This window comes from Paraburkholderia metrosideri (assembly GCF_904848625.1).
GTDB lineage: Bacteria > Pseudomonadota > Gammaproteobacteria > Burkholderiales > Burkholderiaceae > Paraburkholderia > Paraburkholderia metrosideri.
Genome location: NZ_CAJHCP010000009.1, coordinates 20,084 through 36,581, shown reverse-complemented (window position 1 = coordinate 36,581; position 16,498 = coordinate 20,084). Strand labels below are relative to the sequence as shown.

At 59.1% G+C, this 16,498-nt stretch carries 16 protein-coding genes and 1 pseudogene; 2 read left to right on the top strand and 15 right to left on the bottom strand.

What is annotated here, in order from left to right; genetic code table 11:
- Positions 1 to 53: 53 nt before the first annotated feature.
- From LMG28727_RS20655 to LMG28727_RS20630, 6 genes are all read right to left on the bottom strand, one after another.
- Positions 54 to 356 carry a YciI family protein gene (locus tag LMG28727_RS20655; protein ID WP_201644173.1) on the bottom strand — a complete coding sequence of 101 codons (303 nt, stop codon included), beginning with the start codon at positions 354 to 356 and terminating at the stop codon, positions 54 to 56.
- A gap of 2 nt (positions 357 to 358) precedes the next feature.
- Complete coding sequence (locus LMG28727_RS20650) at positions 359 to 1,555, bottom strand: MFS transporter (RefSeq protein WP_201644171.1); 1,197 nt, start codon at positions 1,553 to 1,555, stop codon at positions 359 to 361.
- A gap of 83 nt (positions 1,556 to 1,638) precedes the next feature.
- Positions 1,639 to 2,052: a cupin domain-containing protein gene (locus LMG28727_RS20645; protein WP_201644169.1), complete on the bottom strand. Its 414-nt coding sequence runs from the start codon at positions 2,050 to 2,052 to the stop codon at positions 1,639 to 1,641.
- Between the two features lie 207 nt (positions 2,053 to 2,259).
- On the bottom strand, positions 2,260 to 3,408 hold the full coding sequence (locus tag LMG28727_RS20640; protein WP_201644167.1) for a methionine aminotransferase: 1,149 nt from the start codon (positions 3,406 to 3,408) through the stop codon (positions 2,260 to 2,262).
- 23 nt (positions 3,409 to 3,431) lie between these two features.
- Complete coding sequence (locus tag LMG28727_RS20635; RefSeq protein WP_201644164.1) at positions 3,432 to 4,250, bottom strand: type 2 periplasmic-binding domain-containing protein; 819 nt, start codon at positions 4,248 to 4,250, stop codon at positions 3,432 to 3,434.
- A 234-nt stretch (positions 4,251 to 4,484) separates the two neighbouring features.
- Positions 4,485 to 5,294: a type 2 periplasmic-binding domain-containing protein gene (locus LMG28727_RS20630; RefSeq protein WP_201644162.1), complete on the bottom strand. Its 810-nt coding sequence runs from the start codon at positions 5,292 to 5,294 to the stop codon at positions 4,485 to 4,487.
- A 255-nt stretch (positions 5,295 to 5,549) separates the two neighbouring features.
- Between LMG28727_RS20630 and LMG28727_RS34925 the strand changes: the two are divergent.
- A pseudogene (locus tag LMG28727_RS34925) lies at positions 5,550 to 5,980 on the top strand (IS6 family transposase); the annotation flags it as partial.
- 1 nt (position 5,981) lies between these two features.
- On the opposite strand, the gene LMG28727_RS20620 reads toward LMG28727_RS34925, so the two are convergent.
- From LMG28727_RS20620 to LMG28727_RS20580, 9 genes are all read right to left on the bottom strand, one after another.
- A complete protein-coding gene (locus LMG28727_RS20620) occupies positions 5,982 to 7,388 on the bottom strand; it encodes a cytochrome c (RefSeq protein WP_201644160.1) in 1,407 nt (468 codons plus the stop codon).
- Between the two features lie 2 nt (positions 7,389 to 7,390).
- Positions 7,391 to 8,989 (bottom strand): GMC family oxidoreductase, encoded by a 1,599-nt coding sequence (locus tag LMG28727_RS20615; protein ID WP_201644158.1) that lies wholly within the window; start codon positions 8,987 to 8,989, stop codon positions 7,391 to 7,393.
- Between the two features lie 29 nt (positions 8,990 to 9,018).
- Positions 9,019 to 9,564 carry a sugar dehydrogenase complex small subunit gene (locus LMG28727_RS20610; RefSeq protein ID WP_201644157.1) on the bottom strand — a complete coding sequence of 182 codons (546 nt, stop codon included), beginning with the start codon at positions 9,562 to 9,564 and terminating at the stop codon, positions 9,019 to 9,021.
- 222 nt (positions 9,565 to 9,786) lie between these two features.
- Positions 9,787 to 10,224 carry a PRC-barrel domain containing protein gene (locus LMG28727_RS20605; protein ID WP_201644156.1) on the bottom strand — a complete coding sequence of 146 codons (438 nt, stop codon included), beginning with the start codon at positions 10,222 to 10,224 and terminating at the stop codon, positions 9,787 to 9,789.
- Positions 10,225 to 10,641: 417 nt separating this feature from the next.
- Complete coding sequence (locus LMG28727_RS20600; protein WP_201644155.1) at positions 10,642 to 11,436, bottom strand: hypothetical protein; 795 nt, start codon at positions 11,434 to 11,436, stop codon at positions 10,642 to 10,644.
- Between the two features lie 108 nt (positions 11,437 to 11,544).
- Positions 11,545 to 12,993, bottom strand: a complete 1,449-nt coding sequence (locus LMG28727_RS20595; RefSeq protein WP_201644154.1) for an amino acid permease — start codon at positions 12,991 to 12,993, stop codon at positions 11,545 to 11,547.
- Between the two features lie 113 nt (positions 12,994 to 13,106).
- A complete protein-coding gene (locus tag LMG28727_RS20590; protein ID WP_201644153.1) occupies positions 13,107 to 14,180 on the bottom strand; it encodes a porin in 1,074 nt (357 codons plus the stop codon).
- Positions 14,181 to 14,253: 73 nt separating this feature from the next.
- Entirely contained in the window at positions 14,254 to 14,646 is a 393-nt protein-coding gene (locus tag LMG28727_RS20585; RefSeq protein ID WP_201644152.1) for a RidA family protein, read from the bottom strand.
- Between the two features lie 15 nt (positions 14,647 to 14,661).
- Entirely contained in the window at positions 14,662 to 15,885 is a 1,224-nt protein-coding gene (locus tag LMG28727_RS20580) for an amino acid aminotransferase (RefSeq protein WP_201644151.1), read from the bottom strand.
- A 133-nt stretch (positions 15,886 to 16,018) separates the two neighbouring features.
- Here LMG28727_RS20580 and LMG28727_RS20575 point away from each other — a divergent pair, with 133 nt between their 5' ends.
- Positions 16,019 to 16,495, top strand: a complete 477-nt coding sequence (locus tag LMG28727_RS20575; RefSeq protein ID WP_201644150.1) for an Lrp/AsnC family transcriptional regulator — start codon at positions 16,019 to 16,021, stop codon at positions 16,493 to 16,495.
- Positions 16,496 to 16,498 lie beyond the last annotated feature (3 nt).

Genomic DNA, 16,498 nt, shown 5'->3' with positions numbered 1-16,498 from the left:
GGTGAGAGGCGCCCCACCGTAAAGGCGCGTCTGCCGGGCACAGGCAAAGTTCATCAACGAGGCTCGGGAAAGCCTTTGTGCTGCTGCCATAGGTTGAGGAACGGCCGGATACTGACACTCGCATAAAGCCCTGCGACCGTGTACGGCTCCCCCTTAATAAAAGCGTTCGCCTCCTCGACTGTCTCAAAATCGAGCACGAGCAAACTACCAACTGGGGTCACCCCGTCCTCGGCCAGCAGCGGCCCCGCGAAGGCAAGCTGTTCCGAGAATTTCGCGAGGTACTCGCGGTGTGCTGGACGTAGCGTCGCTCTCAGGTCTGTGCCTCGCGCGTCGATGTTATAGAACGAGTAAAGCATCGCTATATGGCCCTCTCTACGTAAATGTTTTTTCCTCGCGTTTCGACCAGACACATCCCGGCAAGCAGACCGACTCCGGATACCGCCGCCAGTAGCGCGATGGAATAGGTCATCCCTTGCATACCAAACCGGTCTATCAGAGAACCAATGAGCGGTTGCAGGATCGCCGCAGCCATAAACATGCTGGTATTCGTAACTCCGATAGCCATGCCCGCCGAATTCGGATCGTTCACCTCTTTGGCGATAGCCCAGATGAGGGTGTAACTGGTGGAGGCCATTCCCTGGATTGCGAATACGACATAGCTCTCACCAGAGAACGCGTTCATCGGCCCCAACATGGGCATCCACGAGACGAGATAAACAGCTCCGAGGATCAGCAGCAGCCCCTTGCGGTTACCCAGCCGATCAGACGCCCGCCCCAAGAAGAGCGCCGTGACTGAATGACAGAGAATCATGATCAGGACATGCAGGGATGCCTCGCCCTTGCTCAGACCGATGAATTTCACCAGATACGGTACTGCCCATAAGCTGGTGAATGCGAAGAACGTTCCGCAAATGCCAAATCCCACCCAGAAGCACGGCCACGTACGTGCGTTCGTAACGACATCGCGCAACTGCCAGACCCACGACGGACGGGAATGCGGAGGAACGCTGGGTTGACCGTCCGGATGCGGCAGTCCAATATCGGCGGGCTTGTCCCGCACGAACACCGCGATGAGCGCTCCGGCGACGAGAGTAAGACCGCCGATACCGCCAATCACGACGCGCCAACTAACGATCTGCGACATCATCTGTAGCGGCGCAGTTGACAATATTGATCCCAAGTTACCAAAGAGCAGGGTAAGTCCGCTCAGCGTCGCAAACTGCCGTGCCGAAAACCACGACGCGTTCAATCGCAGCAACGCGACGAACGGGACGGCGGCGCCGAGACCAATGAGCCCACGTCCGACGCACGCGACTTCGACAGTGTGAGCGCTCGCGAAGACAAAAGCGCCGAGTGCCGCCGTCACGCAGCCGACCACAAGTATCCGCCGCGGCCCTAGGGTATCGGCAATAACGCCGGTTGGAATCTGCATGGCCATCACGGCAAAGAAGAAAACTGCCGTGATGGATCCGAGTTCCGTGCTGGTAGCGGAGAATGCCTTTTGTAGCTCAATCGATAGTGCTGCCGGTGCAACTCGATGAAAGAACGACACCATGTATGCCACGATCGTGAGCCAGAATGTTGTCCACTGTGCGAGTCGTAGTCTTCGTTGGACGCTTGCTTCCATAGGGAGCCCTTTCACGCCACCCCCGCGGCCGGTGCCGCCACTGCAATAGCGTGCTCTTTCGCGTAGTAGTGGATTTCGAGGAGCATGCAGCCATTTTCCGACTTAAACGGGCCATGAAACGCCCCAGGTGGGCGGCACGCATATGTGTTCGGACCAAACGGTGTTCCGCCTTCCCCATTCGTGTCGTTACCAACCGTCAGGTCACCCTGCACAAGATAGACTTCTTCCCAGTACGCGTGCACAAACGGTGCAGTCGTGTAAATGCCTGCTGCGAAGCGAAGCAATCGTGTTCTGCAGCCGGTGCTGGATTCCGGGAAAAGGGAGCCACAAATAACTTTTTCCTCGATTCCTTGCGGATAGCCCAAGGGCACACTCCAGCCTTCATTCAGGTCCAGCGAGACAAACTCAAGATGCGGTTTCAGCATTGATGTTCTCCTATCAAAGAACTTTGATTTGATATTCACAGGCAAGAGTGCGGCCCAGTACCGGGTCGCGCGGTTCGACGCGGAAGAAGCCGGCGCCGGTCATGGTGCCCTTGCGGGTACGGTGCCTTCGAAAAGGACGTTGCCGTGGACCAGTCGTATCGAGTAGCTGCGTCCGCCCTGGTCGGCAATTTCGTGTACGTTCATGGTTTAGATTGCGCGGAGAATGTCGGTGGCCGTGTCGAGCGTTTCTTCTTTCTTGGCAAAACAGAACCGTAGGAGCTTCGACGTCGCATACTGAGAACCGAACCCGGACATCGGCAGCCCGGCAACACCGTGGCACTCGATGAGATGGTTGGCAAACTCCGTATCCGGAAGCTCGGATATCGCCGAATAATCGAGCATCTGAAAATAGCCGCCACCGGTTGGCATGAAGCTGAAGCGCGAGCTACCCAGTCCGTCAAGAAAGCGGTTGCGCTTCTGAACAAAGAGCTGCGGCAAATCGCAATACGCGGCGTCATCCAGTACGGCAGCCATAGCTTGCTGCAGCGGCGTGGGCGCAGCGTACGTGTTGAACTGGAGAACCTTGCGGATCTCGTTGGTCAAGGCTGGCGCACCGATTGCGTATCCGATTCTCCAGCCGGTAACGTGCATTGTTTTGCCGAGCGAGCCCACCACAATAGTCCGCCCTCGCAGTCGTGTATCCGAAAATGCCGTGATGTGCTGTTGCGGAGCAAAGACGATGTTGTGATAGACCTCGTCGCTCAGCACGAGAAGGTTGTATTGGTCAGCGATCCGCGCAAGCCTGTCCACATCGACCGCCGTCCAGCACCGGCCCGTCGGGTTGTGGGGGCTGTTCACGACAATCATCCGCGTATGCCTCGTCACGCTCTCTTCGACTTCATCCCAGTCGATGTCGAACGTCGGAGCCCTGAGTTCCACGCACACGGGAACGCCACCGGCGAGAAGAATGGCGGGCTCGTACGATTCGAACGCAGGCGATAGAAAAATTACTTCTTCTCCAGCGTGAACGAGACTGCTGATCGCCGCCGAGATGGCCTGCATCGCTCCTGCAGTGATGGTAATTTGGGTCTCAGCGGAGAACCCGAGTCCGTAGAGATTTTGAAACATGTGCGCGATGGACTGACGCAATGTCTCAGAGCCTTCAGGAAGGCCGTACTGGTTGTGGTTGCCCTGCACCGCTTCGGAAAGCGCATCCAGCAGCCGTTGGTCAGGCGCAAAATCCGGAAACCCCTGCGATAGGTTTACCGCACCGTACTTCTTTGCCGCGCGGGTCATCGTCGCGAAGATGGAACCCTTGATGTGCGGAAGCCTTGAATCAGAAACAATCGGCGACACGGTCGCACTCCTTTTATAGGTTCTCAAGTAATCGGTACGAGTACATCGGCCAAGGCATGCTCCGCAATCAGGCGACGTCGTACTAATTCCATCTTTTTCTCCAGCAATTCCATGACGTCTCCGGGAAGCCGACCCACCCGTATGCCGCGGTCCTGTATCGCCCTGAGATTCCTTTCTTCTCGATCGGATTGACGCGTCCAGTACCGGAACTGGACCTCCCGTCCGGCCCATTTCAGGGTTCGCTGCGCACGCATCGATAGCGCCCGGAAACTCATGTCCTGGACAATGAGAAAGCACAAAGGCGTGCTGTAGGCGATGGGCAAGTAGTGCCCGAAGTGACTGGCCAGAAGGTCACCCGCAGCGCCGTCTCCCGAGGACAGGACCGCGTCAAATTCGCCCGCCTCAAGCGCGGCGCGTAACCGGGAAAACGGCAAATTAGTTGCGGCACAGCCAAACGACGAGAAGACTTCACGCGACAGCGCGTCGTACGCCCTAATCCGCAACCCGACAAGGCTCGTCGCGCTATCGATCTCCCGAGAAGACCACACGCCCGTTGGCGGCATGGGCACGGTAGCAAGGAGGCGAAAGCCTTCGCGATGCAGACAATCGTCGAAGATACGTTGAAAACGCTTTACGTCATGCTCGGACGTATGTCCCTTCTCGCCCCGCGGTATAGCGGCAAGCTCAAACTCTTTTGCATGCTGCAACAAGGATGCGCCGAATACAGTCCCGCCGAGCGCAGGGGCGCCTGCAGCAAAGAGAGCCTGATTTGATTCGTAATGCGATTCGACTGTCAGGTCGGAGCCACTGGCATCCTTGACCAGCTCAGCAAGCGCTGCCATTGCTTCGCCGGGCAAGGCCTGCCGGGGGTACTCCGTTGCAAATATCAAGCGCATATTATTTCCTGAGGATATCGGCGCACATTGCTTCGAGTGCTTCACGGGTTTGCCATATGCCGAAGTTTAGGGACAGGTCTCCAGGAAATCACTGCATCCAATTCCCATTGACAATCGATTGCCGAACTGGAAGGCGGATCGATAGTGAGTAGGCGATTCCCGCTGGCCAATTACTCAGCATCACGCTATGACCAATGGACGGGCGGCAAATGCTGCGCTTAGCTCGGCCGAAGGGCGAGAGTCCACATGCACCCCAAGGTCAGACAGATTCCCGAAAATGATTTTCTCCTGATAGCACGCGACTGCCGCGAGTTGATGTTCGACCGATCTACCCGTCTGACGAACTGCATCTTGTTGCGTTGTCGATAGCTGCGCAAACGTGCGTGCCGAGATCAGCAGCGCGCATGGGGATACGGGGTAACGAACCGCGGAAAAGTAACGGAAATGCGGTGATAGAGAAAGAGAAGCCGCCCCGTCACCGGAACACAGCACCGCGTCTATTTCCATAGCGGCCACGCGCTCTCTTATATGGCACCAATCAGTGGCAACCGGCTCCGCGCCGAACCGCCGCAGCAACACAGCCGACTCAATATCAAACGCGCACACTCGCGCACCCTGAAGGTCGTCAATGCTCGTGATGGTGCGCCTCGTCCAAAGCCCTCCAGCCGGTGCCGCGGCGGTGGCGAGTAAAACTATCGAGTCGCTCGCAACCGACTGGCTTGTAGACTCGCCCAGATTCGACGCATACCGTGACACCGTATCTCCGCCGTCTCCGTGTGCATACTGGCCGTGGTCTGCGAGAACTGCCGCACCGTCCAGTTTCCCGCGGCTCACTTCTTTCAGGATATTCAGAGACGAGGCTTCCCAGTCGTACAAAGGAACAACATTGAAGAGCGGCTCGTCGGGCTCATTGAATAGGCCGGCGAAAATCCGCACGGCTTGAGCCGGTAACGATGCGGGAGAGAACCCGGTCACAAAGGTAAAGTGCATGGTTGACCCTGTCGTGCGGCGATGTCGCCTAGTCCTGGCGCATCGTACACACGGCAGATCACGAAAACACCGGCGTGGTTTGTGATTGACTCTCGGCATCAAACTGGGTAGAACGCGATCCCTCTGACACGGTCGTTCATGACAAGCTGATCGCCTGGATCAGATGACGAAGCCACCGGATCCAGGCAATTCGTTTGAAACGGGAAATCAGGAGGGGACGGCCACGTTGCCGAGATGGTCGAGCAAGATCGCGTGATGAAGAATGCAAAATCGCTTTACCACGGTCATCGATTTCCGGAGGCGGCCATCAGTTGCGCGTGCGGTGGTATTTCAGGTTCCAGCTCAGCCTGCGTGATATCGAAGAGTTGCTGTTCGAGCGCGGGATTATCGTCCGCTACGAAGTGGTCCAACGCTGGTGCGATAAGTTCCGAGGGTATTTTGCACGCCGTGTGAAAGCGGCGCGTCGCAAGCCCGGCAACACATGGCGCCTTGACGAAGTATTTGTGGCGTTGCGCGGCGAGCCTTATCTGTTGTGGCACGCCGTCGATCAGCGCGGTGCCGAACTCGATATCCTGCTATAGACGCGCCGAAACAAGGTGGCGGTGAAGCGGTTTTTCAAGCGCGTGCTTGCCTCATGTGCTGAAGCGCCGCGCAAGATCGTAGCTGGCCAGTTGCGCAGCTATCCAATCACACCACTCGCGTGCGACGCTTGCGCATCAAAAGAAACAGCAATAGCAACACGATCACACCGGCCACGACCAGCCCAACGCGAGCGATCAACACCAGCGGCGAGGCTTCACCCCCTGCCCGCAATGTCTTCACTTGTTCGGCTGTCACATGCGCTTGCGGATTTCCCCACTGCGTCAGCAGATAGTTGCCCAGCGTCGTAATCTGCTGATCCGACAGCAAATGGCCGAACGCAGGCATCAGCACATCTGGCGCGCTAGCTTGCCGATGCACACCTTCGAGCATCACCATCACGAGGTTGTTGGTGTTCGCATGGCCGAGCGCCGTGTTGTGAAAGAGCGAAGGCAGACCCGGCCCGTCGATACCCTGTCCCGCGCCTTCGCCGCGTGCCTGGTGACAGCTTGCGCAGTACGCGTCGTAGAGTTGCGGACCGCTCATCTGGTTTGCGTCGGCGGGCAGTGGGACACCGCGAATTTCGTCGAAGCTGCCCTTTGGACTGCCCCACGTATGCGCAGCCTGAACATCGCCGGCGTCGCGAATGGGCGGCGTCGATTTGAGGTACGCCGCCATCGCGCTCAGATCACCGGGGTTCAGATGGCTCAGGCTGTTATCCACCGCTTCGGCCATCGGCCCCGCTGCCTGCGCGCGGTTGATCACATGGCCTGTACGCAGATAATCAGCAATCTCCGCTCCGCTCCACGAGCCGACTCCGCTGACTGGATCGGATGAAACGTTCGGTGCGTACCACGTGCCGACGACGCTGCCCGCGAGACCCATCGAACTGTTCTCGGCCATCAGCAGGTTGCGCGGCGTGTGGCACGTGCTGCAGTGTGCGAGGCCGCGCACCAGGTACGCGCCGCGATTCCATTCGACGCCCTTCGACGAATCCGGCACGAACGGCCCATGATCGAGGAACAGCAGATTCCACGCCGCCATCGAAAGACGCACGTTGAACGGGAACGGCAACGCAGTTGCCGGTGGCGATTCGTCGACTGGCGTTACGCCTTGCATGAAGTAGGCGTAGAGCGCTTTAACATCGTCGTCCGTAACCTGGGTGTACGACGTGTAGGGCATGGCCGGGTAGAGATGCTGACCGTCCGCGCGAATGCCGCGTCGCAACGCCGCGCTGAACTGTTCGAGCGTGTAGTTGCCGATCCCGTGTGTCTTCGACGGCGTGATGTTGGTCGACACGATATTGCCGAGCGGTGTCGACAGCGACAACCCTCCGGCGAACGGCTTGCCTTGCGGCGCGGTGTGACACGCCACACAATCGCCGGCTTTCGCGAGGTATTCGCCCTGCTTGACGAGATCGTCGTCCGCCGCCTGCGCCGCCAGCGAAAACCCCGCCGACACGATCAGCGCCACGCCAAGACGACGTACCGATTTGATGGTCTGTAAGTGAGTCATCGTCAGGCGTTCGCGTGAATATGTTCGGCTGACCGGAGCGCGAGCGCGACGCCCGTCAGCGTCGAGTTCACCGTGGCGGCAGTAGGCATCACGCCGGTACTCGCGATATACAGGTTCTCGTGATCGTGCGTGCGTCCGAATGCATCGACGACAGAGTCTTTCGGATCGCTGCCCATCGCCATCGTGCCGGTGATGTGCTGATTGTTGCCGTACACGCCGTCCGGGCTGTAACGCAGGTTGGTGCCGCCCATCAATCCCGCGATCTGTGTGTACGCTTCACGCGCCGCTGCCATGCCTTTATCCACGTAATCGTTCATCGCGTAGTGCATTTGCGGTGTCGGAATACCGAGCGCGTCCTTCTTGTCGCTGAGCGTCACGCGATTATTCGGATCGGGCAGGATTTCCAGCACGTTCTTCAGGCTGCACTGCCGCGCCGCGTGATAACGGATTTGCTCCTCCAGTTCCGTGCCGTACACGCCCTTCGCGATCAACGCCTGCGTGACCGATTGCACCTGCGACGAATTCGAAATGTCGATACGAAACGCCGCGTGGTCAGAGCGGAATGCGCCATCGCGAAGCGAGTTGATCGAACTCGGACTCATCGGGCCACGGCCTGGCCAGAGTTCTTCTTCGGCATCGAATACGAGGCCATTGCTCGGGTGGTCCATCAGATAACGGCCCACCGTATCAGAACTATTAGCGAGCCCGTTTCTATATTTGTCGCTCGCAGACAGCAGCAACAGCTTCGGACTTTCGATACCGTTCGCGGCCAGAATAAACGTCTTGCCCGTCACCCGATGCGTGGTCTTGTCCGGATCGTAATAATGGACTGCCGCGATGCGGCCGCGCTCGTCGTGTTCGATCCTGTACACCACCGCGTTGGCAATCAGCTTCGCCCCCGCCTTCTCTGCTGCGTCAACCGCGAGACCGCCGTGATATTGCGCGTCGATCGGGCAAATCGGCATGCAGTTGTTATTGCCGCAGCAAGCCGGACGATTGTCGTAGGTGCGGCTGTTACGGGCGGTCGTATTGGTGACGACTTCGAAGCCGGCCGGCGCGAGCCGTTCGCGAAATCGCTGCTCGAGATACGACTCCGCGACGGGCTCCATCGGGAACGGCTGCGTGCGCGGCGAACCGGTATTCGGCGCACCCGACACGCCCATTTTCACTTCCGCTTCCTGATAGAACGGATCGAGATCCTCGTAAGAGATCGGCCAGTCCCGGCCCACGCCGTAGAGCGTCTTGATACGCAAATCGTTCGGCAATATCCGCCACGCCTGTGCGGCCCAGTGCCATGTCGTGCCGCCCACTATTCGGATGTACTCCGGTTTGTACGGATACGGTCCCGCCTGCACGAGATACCCATTGTCTTCGGGCTGATAAACCGGATGCGGAGCCCACGAAGAAAACGGGTACGGCGACATGAAATCGCTCTTGCGCGGCGAATTGCGGAAGTTCGCGACGATGCGCCCGCGATCCAGCCGCGGCCCCGCTTCGAGAATCAGCACCGAAGCGCCTTGCAACGCAAGCCGCTGGCCCGCGAGTGCGCCGCAGATACCCGAACCAATCACGACGATGTCGGCTGACTGCTGATCAGGCATAGTGGTTCCCTGGATTGGCTGAACGAACTTCAGGCGGCCAGGGGGTTGCGCCCCCAGCTTCCGTACGGACCATACGCGTAGCTCGGTGGCTTCAGGCGGTCCGCTACGACCATGTTCATCAGGCTCGACTCGAAGGTCACGCAACGTGCAGCCGCACCCGAGCCGACCACGCCGATGTACCACGCGGTCGCGATGTCGGCGGGCAGTTTGGCAAACGGTGCTTTGGCGGTGTCGAGTGCGGCTTGCAGATCGTGACCAGCGGGTTTGTTGCTGGCGACGAACGCAGCCAGTGCGCCTAGCTGTTCCGCAAAGGATGGCATCGTCGCAACGAGGCCGTCGTATAGACGCTTCGCTTGTGCCGGATCGAGCGACGTGCGGCCTGTAATGACCTGTGACACGCTTAGGAACGCGTCGGGCGCACTAGCGGATGCTGGTGCCGATGCGGGCGTCTGGGCTCCGGCAAGCGACCATGGAATGAACGAACTGGCATAGCTCGCCAGAATGCTGGTCAGCAGAAGGCGCCGTCCGGGATTGGGCACGGGTGGGGGTGCGCCAGAATCGAGCGGTGTCGTCATGATCTATCCTGGTCTTCGAATGCCGATGAATAGTCAACGGCCAGGCACCGCATCCCCATTCGCACGATGGGTTTTCGCCTGACTGTCCACGCAATATATTTTTTGCTGTCAGTCTTCTCTTGCGACACCCGGCGACCCGCTACTCCGGGTGTACGTCGCGCCTCTCTCTTTGCGCGCCTTTACAGACACTATTGCAGACACAGCCCGCAGCGAAACCAGCGACTAGTGATGCGGGTACTCGGCGCGGGGCGTTGGGGTCGCCTTGACCTTGGTGTACTCGAATACGGGGAGTGCCTTGATTGCGGCTTTCGTCGCGCCCGCCAGAATTAGCTTGCCATCCTGGTAGTCGAGCTGCTCGACAGGAATAGCGACGTCGTGATGTGATACGCCGAGAAACTGATTGGCTGCGATGATCGCGTATGAAACCGAGCGGTCGGGGGCAACAATTATGTCGTGGATCACGCCCACTTTCTCGCCGTTTTCGTTGTAAACAGGCTTATTGAGGATCGACTTCTTGACGCTCCAGCCGAGAATCAGATCGGTCGATTGCGTGACAGTTACCCCAAGAGGCTGAGCGCCGGCGACTTGCGCAAATGAATGGGAAGACAGCATTCCCAACGAAGCAGACATGATCACGAGTGCGGCGACTTTTGATTTCATGACTTCCTTTAGACGTATCGTTCTTCAACAGAGAAGGGGGAAGCGAGACGTACTCATTAAAGTCCACAAGAAAGAAAAAGTAAAGAGTTCGATCTTTGAAAATATCGACCGTTTTTGCCGTCGAAATTTTCCGCATGATGCGTAATGCGAAAAGAACAACAGATCTTTTTTAATAAAGAACGCCACGAAGAAAATGGCGGCAGCGCTCCCATGGGGCGATCCCGCGCCAACATGGTGAATAAGAGCGTTCGCAGAAAGATGAGGTGAAAGCCGTTCGTAAAGGCAAAATTAATGAACGTGAGTTCGCCTGCGGTTTAACACAATAAAATTAAGCTTTGCTATCTGGGCAGAAAAATTATTGGCGAGACGAGTTGTCTTTCGAAAAAAACCGCGAGCGGCATATATCAGAACACCGAATCATTCTGCAGCAGCAACGCCCGGCTCCGCGTTTTTGAAACTCCTTGTTGTGGCCAGTCGTTTGGTGCACCACTGCACGAGCATCGCGACGAATGCTGCCTCGGCGAAAGTGGCCAGCGGACGCTGATGAGGCAACCCAAAGACCAGCACCAGGCAAAACGCGGCAAACGAGAACCTGCCGAGCACCATGCCCCGCAGCAGAGAGATCACGAACGCCGGTCCATGCGCGCGATGAGACGACACCGACAAGACAATGCCGAGCAGCGGAAATACGGCGAGCAAGCCACTCCACGTCGCGCCGGCCCATCCGGATAACGCCGTCACCACGAGAGTAAGTACCGCCCCGGCCACCATCCGGCTGATGAGATCAGTGCGCGAAAGCGGCGCACCCGCGGCTACCGCTGAACTGCGAGGCAGGAACGACTGGCCGAAGCAGACGGCGAAGAACGCCGCGATTGCCGCCCATAACGGTGAGCTCGGCAATAGCGACAAGCCGACCGCCGCCGCCAGCCAGGTGGCAAGTCCGGCAAGCAGTGCGAGCGGCCACGAACGCGAGCGGCACGTCCATGCATAAGCGAAATTGAATGCTTCCGACGCGAGGATCGCGGAGAGAGAAAGCGTAGCGGCATGCGCACCGAATGCCGGGCCATGCGCCAGAACCAGCAGATACAGAATTGGCCCGGCTACCACCGGCAAACCCGCCAACCATCCTGCGATGGATGGCCCCCACCATTTACCCGACATTGAAACGATAAGCAGGAACAGCGGGACCAGCGTGAGTTTGAGCGCGAGCATGCGGTGGTCGAGCGGATTTAAAGCGAAATCATACGCTTGTCGGCGGCAGGAGAGGCGCGCCCCGCGAGCCTTTCTTGCCTGACCATCCAACCCACCACCGCGAGCTACTTAACTCGCCTTCCCGATCACGGTTGCTGCCTGATCCAGCCGCGGACGCCGACGATAGCCAACGAAATAAACTACACTCAGCACCGTCAGGAACGGTACGCCAAAAATCAACGTCATCCGGAACTCGGGGGTGAACAACGTCGTGATCGTCACGGCGAGCGTCAGAGCCGCGCCAAGCAGCGTCAGCGCCGGAAAGCCCACCATACGGAAGCGCAGCGCTGGCCGGCCGCTCGCGGCCCAATGCCGGCGGAAAAAATAGTGGGTGACGAAAATCATCGTCCACGTGAACAGTGCGCCGAACATGGAGATCGCCATCATGATCGTGAACGAGGCGTCCGGATAAACGACGCTCAGAATGGTGGCCAGCGCAATGCCGCTAGTGGACAACAACAGCGCGCCCATCGGCACACCACGGCGGTTCACTTCGCCCAGACGGCGCGGCGCGTGACCGGCGCGCGACAGGCTGAACATCATCCGCGTGGTGATATAGAGCTGACTGTTCATCGCCGACAGCGCCGCGACCAGCACCACGAAGTTGATGACGCCGGCTGCGCCCGGAATGTGCATGGCCTCCATCACCTTGACGAACGGGCTTTGATCCTTGCCCGCTGCGGTCCACGGCACGATGGCGAGCATCAGTGCCAGCGTCACCAGATAAAACAGCACGAGGCGGACGACGGTGGCACGGAAAGCCTTCGTGACTGCACGCTCCGGGTCCTGCGCTTCGCCCGCGGCCACCGCGATCATCTCGATGCTCAGATAGCTGAATATCGCGACGATCACCGCGACCCACGTACCCCAGGCACCCTTGGGAAAGAAACCGCCGTCCGCGAAATAATGATGGAAGCCGGCGGGCGATGCATCATGCCCGGGTTGCGCGACAGCAACCAGTGACGGATTGAAGAACACCACGTACGCGCCCAGCACGATGAACGCCGTAATGGCCGAAATCTTGATGACCGAAAACCAGTACTCCACCGAGCCGAACACGTCGACACTACGTGCATTGACTACCACGAGCACGCTCGAAAAGCCGATGATCCACAACCATCCCGGCACGGCTGGAAACCAGTACTTCATGTACAGCGCGATGGCCGTCACTTCAGTGCCGACCGCGAGTACGATGCACGCCCAGTACGCGTAGCGGACCAGAAAGCCCACCCACGGGCTGATGTAATGCTCGGCATAGGCGCCGAATGATCCGGAGGTCGGATGCGCGACAGTCATCTCCGCGAGACAACCCATGAGCAGCAGTGAAATCAGCGCGCCGATCGCGTAGCTGATCAGCACGCTCGGGCCCGCGAAACTGATCGCAAATCCGCTGCCGAGGAACAGCCCCGTGCCGATCGCACCGCCAATCGCGATCATCGACATTTGTGTGGCGCTCAGGCTGCGGCGCAGTCCATGTTCCCGCTCGACAATCTTCTGGAACTGATCTTCGTGTCTCATCAAATATCCTCCGTGCTGCATTAAACCCGCGTGACTGGATTCTGAATGGCCGGCGCCGCGCACCGCGCACCGTCCGGCCAACTGCCTGATAAAGCTGTTATTGCACGCGGAGATCAGAAAATGTGGCGCAGTCCCACCGCGATACCCGTCTGATTGCTGTTGCCCGGCAATTCGGTCTGCGCGCCGCCCGAGACCTTGTTGTAGTCGACAGTCCCGTACACCTGCGTAGCCTTCGACAGCGCGTACTCCGCCTCGACCACACCCGTATAACGCTTGCCGCTATTGCCGCCGATCCCGTTCACGTTCCTGATGCTGTCGTAGTAAAACGCGCTCGTCAGCGACACGGCCGGATTGATCTGCCAGGTGAAGCCGGTATAGCCGATCGCGTCCTTGCGCGGGTTATCCGCAAACGAACCGTACGTGACGGTCCGGCTGCTGTCGTTGAGATAATCCTGATCGATCATCCCGGTGGCGTCGATACCTCCGATATAGCCGAGAAACAGCGTGGCGGTGCCGATCGCATAGCGGCCCGCCGCGCCCCACATCTGCTGCGACTTGCCGGCGCTGTCGCGGGTGTTCTGATAGACGGCCCCGATCATCAGCGGACCTCGTGCGTAGGACGAGCGCACGCCCCAATACGAGTCGGCGCTGATATTGCCCGGCTGACCGCCGAACCCATAACTGGCCCCGACGGTAAAGCCCGCTGCGGAACCGGCATAGCTGACGGTATTGCTCACGCGCCCTTGCGTCAGGAAATACGGCCACATGTTGGCGGTGTAATTGCCGATGGTCAGCGGATCGAGATCGCCGAACAGATTGAAGCCCTCAGTCGCCTGGCGACCGAGCTTCAACGTGCCGTATCCGCTTTCGAGACCGACATACGCATAGCGGCCAAACAACAGGTTCTGGTCCATCTGTCCGGTCTGCGGCTCGAAGCCGTTTTCCAACTGGAAGATCGCTTTCAGGTCCCCGCCCAATGACTCCGATCCTTTCAACCCCCAACGGCTGTTGGTGATGGCGCCGTTAGTCATCTGCACGCTGCTGTTGTTCGCGGCGTCGGCGTTGGTCGTGTAGCGGACGCTTTGATCGAGAATGCCATATAGCGTCACCGAACTCTGTGCAAAAGTGCTACCGGACGCTGCAATGCCGATAATAGTTGGCAATGCCAATTTTATCGTTTTCTTCATGAGGCTTCCCCTTGTGGTTATCACTACTTTCACTACGTGTCTGATGGACGATCTGCTTTTGCTTCTGGCTTGACTAACGCAATGGCGCATCCGCAGGCAGTGCGACATACGCAACCAGTTCGATCAGCATGTCCGGATGCGCGAAACCCGCCACCGCTATGCTCGTGCGATTCGGATACGGCGCCGCGAAGAACGTGCGGTATTCGGCATCGATCTCGGGCATGTCTTTCGCGTTCGCCATGTAGATCAACACTTGCGCGACGTCCTGCAGCCTCGCGCCCGCCGCCGTCACAGCCTGGGCGAGGTTCTGCAAGGTCAGACGGGTCTGTTCGGCGACATCGCGACCGGCAATGTCGCCGTTTGCGTCAACCGGACCGTGCGCGGTGAACATCAGACCGCTTGCGTGCGTCGCCCATGAAAAAGGCTGGCGAGGTTCGGGAAGGCCCGTTGAAATAAGCTTCGGCATGACGGGAGTCCGCAGTCAGGAAAGGGAGACTGACGCGCTGCTGCGCGCCTTCAGCACGGTGCCGACCGCGTCCGCGACCAGGTCGAGATTCGCATCGTTCAATCCCGCGACACACAGACGTCCCGACCTCAGCAGATAAACGCTGTAGCGTTCGCGCAGCACATCGACCTCATGAGGAAGAATTCCCGTGTAGCTGAACATGCCGCGCTGGGTCGTGAGGTAGTCGAAGCCCATGTCGGGCACCGCCGCTTCAAGACGCTCGCGCAACGCCGTGCGCATCCGCTTGATGCGACTTCGCATGCCGGCCACTTCGGTGTCCCACTGCGCGGTCAGGTCCGCATCGTTCAGCACGGTGGAGATCAGTTGCGTGCCGTGCAGCGGCGGGCTCGAGTACATCCGGCGCACGCCTGCCTGCACCTGGCTCAGCACGCTCGCCGCTTCGCGCTCGCCCGCACACACGAGCGACAATCCGCCACAACGCTCGCCATACAACGAGAAATTCTTCGAGAACGAATTACTGACGAGAAACGCTAGTCCCGCGTCGCACAGCGCGCGAATTGGCCACGCGTCTTCGACGAGTCCGTCGCCGAACCCTTGATAAGCCATATCGACGAACGGGATCAACTGACGTTGCCTCAATCGTGCGATGACGGCTTGCCATTGCTCGCGCGTCATGTCGATGCCCGTGGGGTTATGGCAGCACGGTTGCAGCAACACCACGCTGCGGGCAGGCAAGGTGTCCAGCGTGGCCAGCAGGTCGTCGAAACGGATGCCGTTGGTCTCGCGGTCGTAGTACGGGTACGTGTGAACGTCCAGCCCCGCGCCGACGAACAGCACCCGATGGTTGTCCCACGTCGGGTCACTCACCCAGATCGCGCTATCAGGAAAGTAGCGCTTGATGAATTCCGCACCTAGCCGAAGCGCGCCTGAGCCGCCCAGCGTCTGGATCGTCGCCACGCGTTGCTCGCGAACCGCTGCACAGTCGTCGCCGAAGACGAGGCGTTGCACCGCGGCACGGAACGCCGGCGTGCCTTCCATCGGCAGATAGGTATGCGGCGCAGCGGCAGCGCTGACCCGCGCGGCGGCGCTTCGCACGCTGGAGAGCACGGGAATCGTGCCGTTCTCGTCGTAGTAAAGGCCGATGCTCAGATTGACCTTGCGCGGCTGCGCGTCTTTCTGGAAGTCCTGAAACAGCGAGAGGATGGGGTCGCCGGGATAAGGTGTGACGTGCTCGAACATGTGCGCTCCGTAAAAAATGCTGCGTGCATGTTATCGAGGAAAAAATAGAATTGGCTTCAGTATTCGTGTTTCAGATTAGCTGTGCGTGATAGAGTCTGTTGATTCCCACCCGAAAATTGAATGATCCTTCACCATGGACCTCGATCGCACCGATATGCGTATCCTCCGCGTCCTCGAAAAAGACGGGCGAATCAGCAATCAGGACCTGGCGGACGCGGTCAAGCTGTCGCCGTCAGCGTGTCTGCGGCGCGTGAAGATATTGGAGGAACAAGGCGTGATCGCCGGCTACCGCTGCGTGATTGCGCCGAAATCCATCGGCGTCGAATTCGAGGCGCTAGTCCACGTGTGCATGCGGCAGGAAGCCGACCAGTGGCACGAGCGCTTCATCGAGGCGATCAATGAATGGCCCGAGGTGATCTCCGCGCGGATCGTGAGCGGCACGTCGAATTACGTGCTGGTGGTACGCGCGCGCAACCTCGACCACTATTCGGACTTCGTGATCAACCGGCTGCATCGAATGCCCGGCTTGCTGTCGACCAACTCGAATATCGTTCTGTCGACGCTCAAGCTGGAAGGTTCGATTCTGGATCTCGCGGACAAGCCGCCCTGAGTC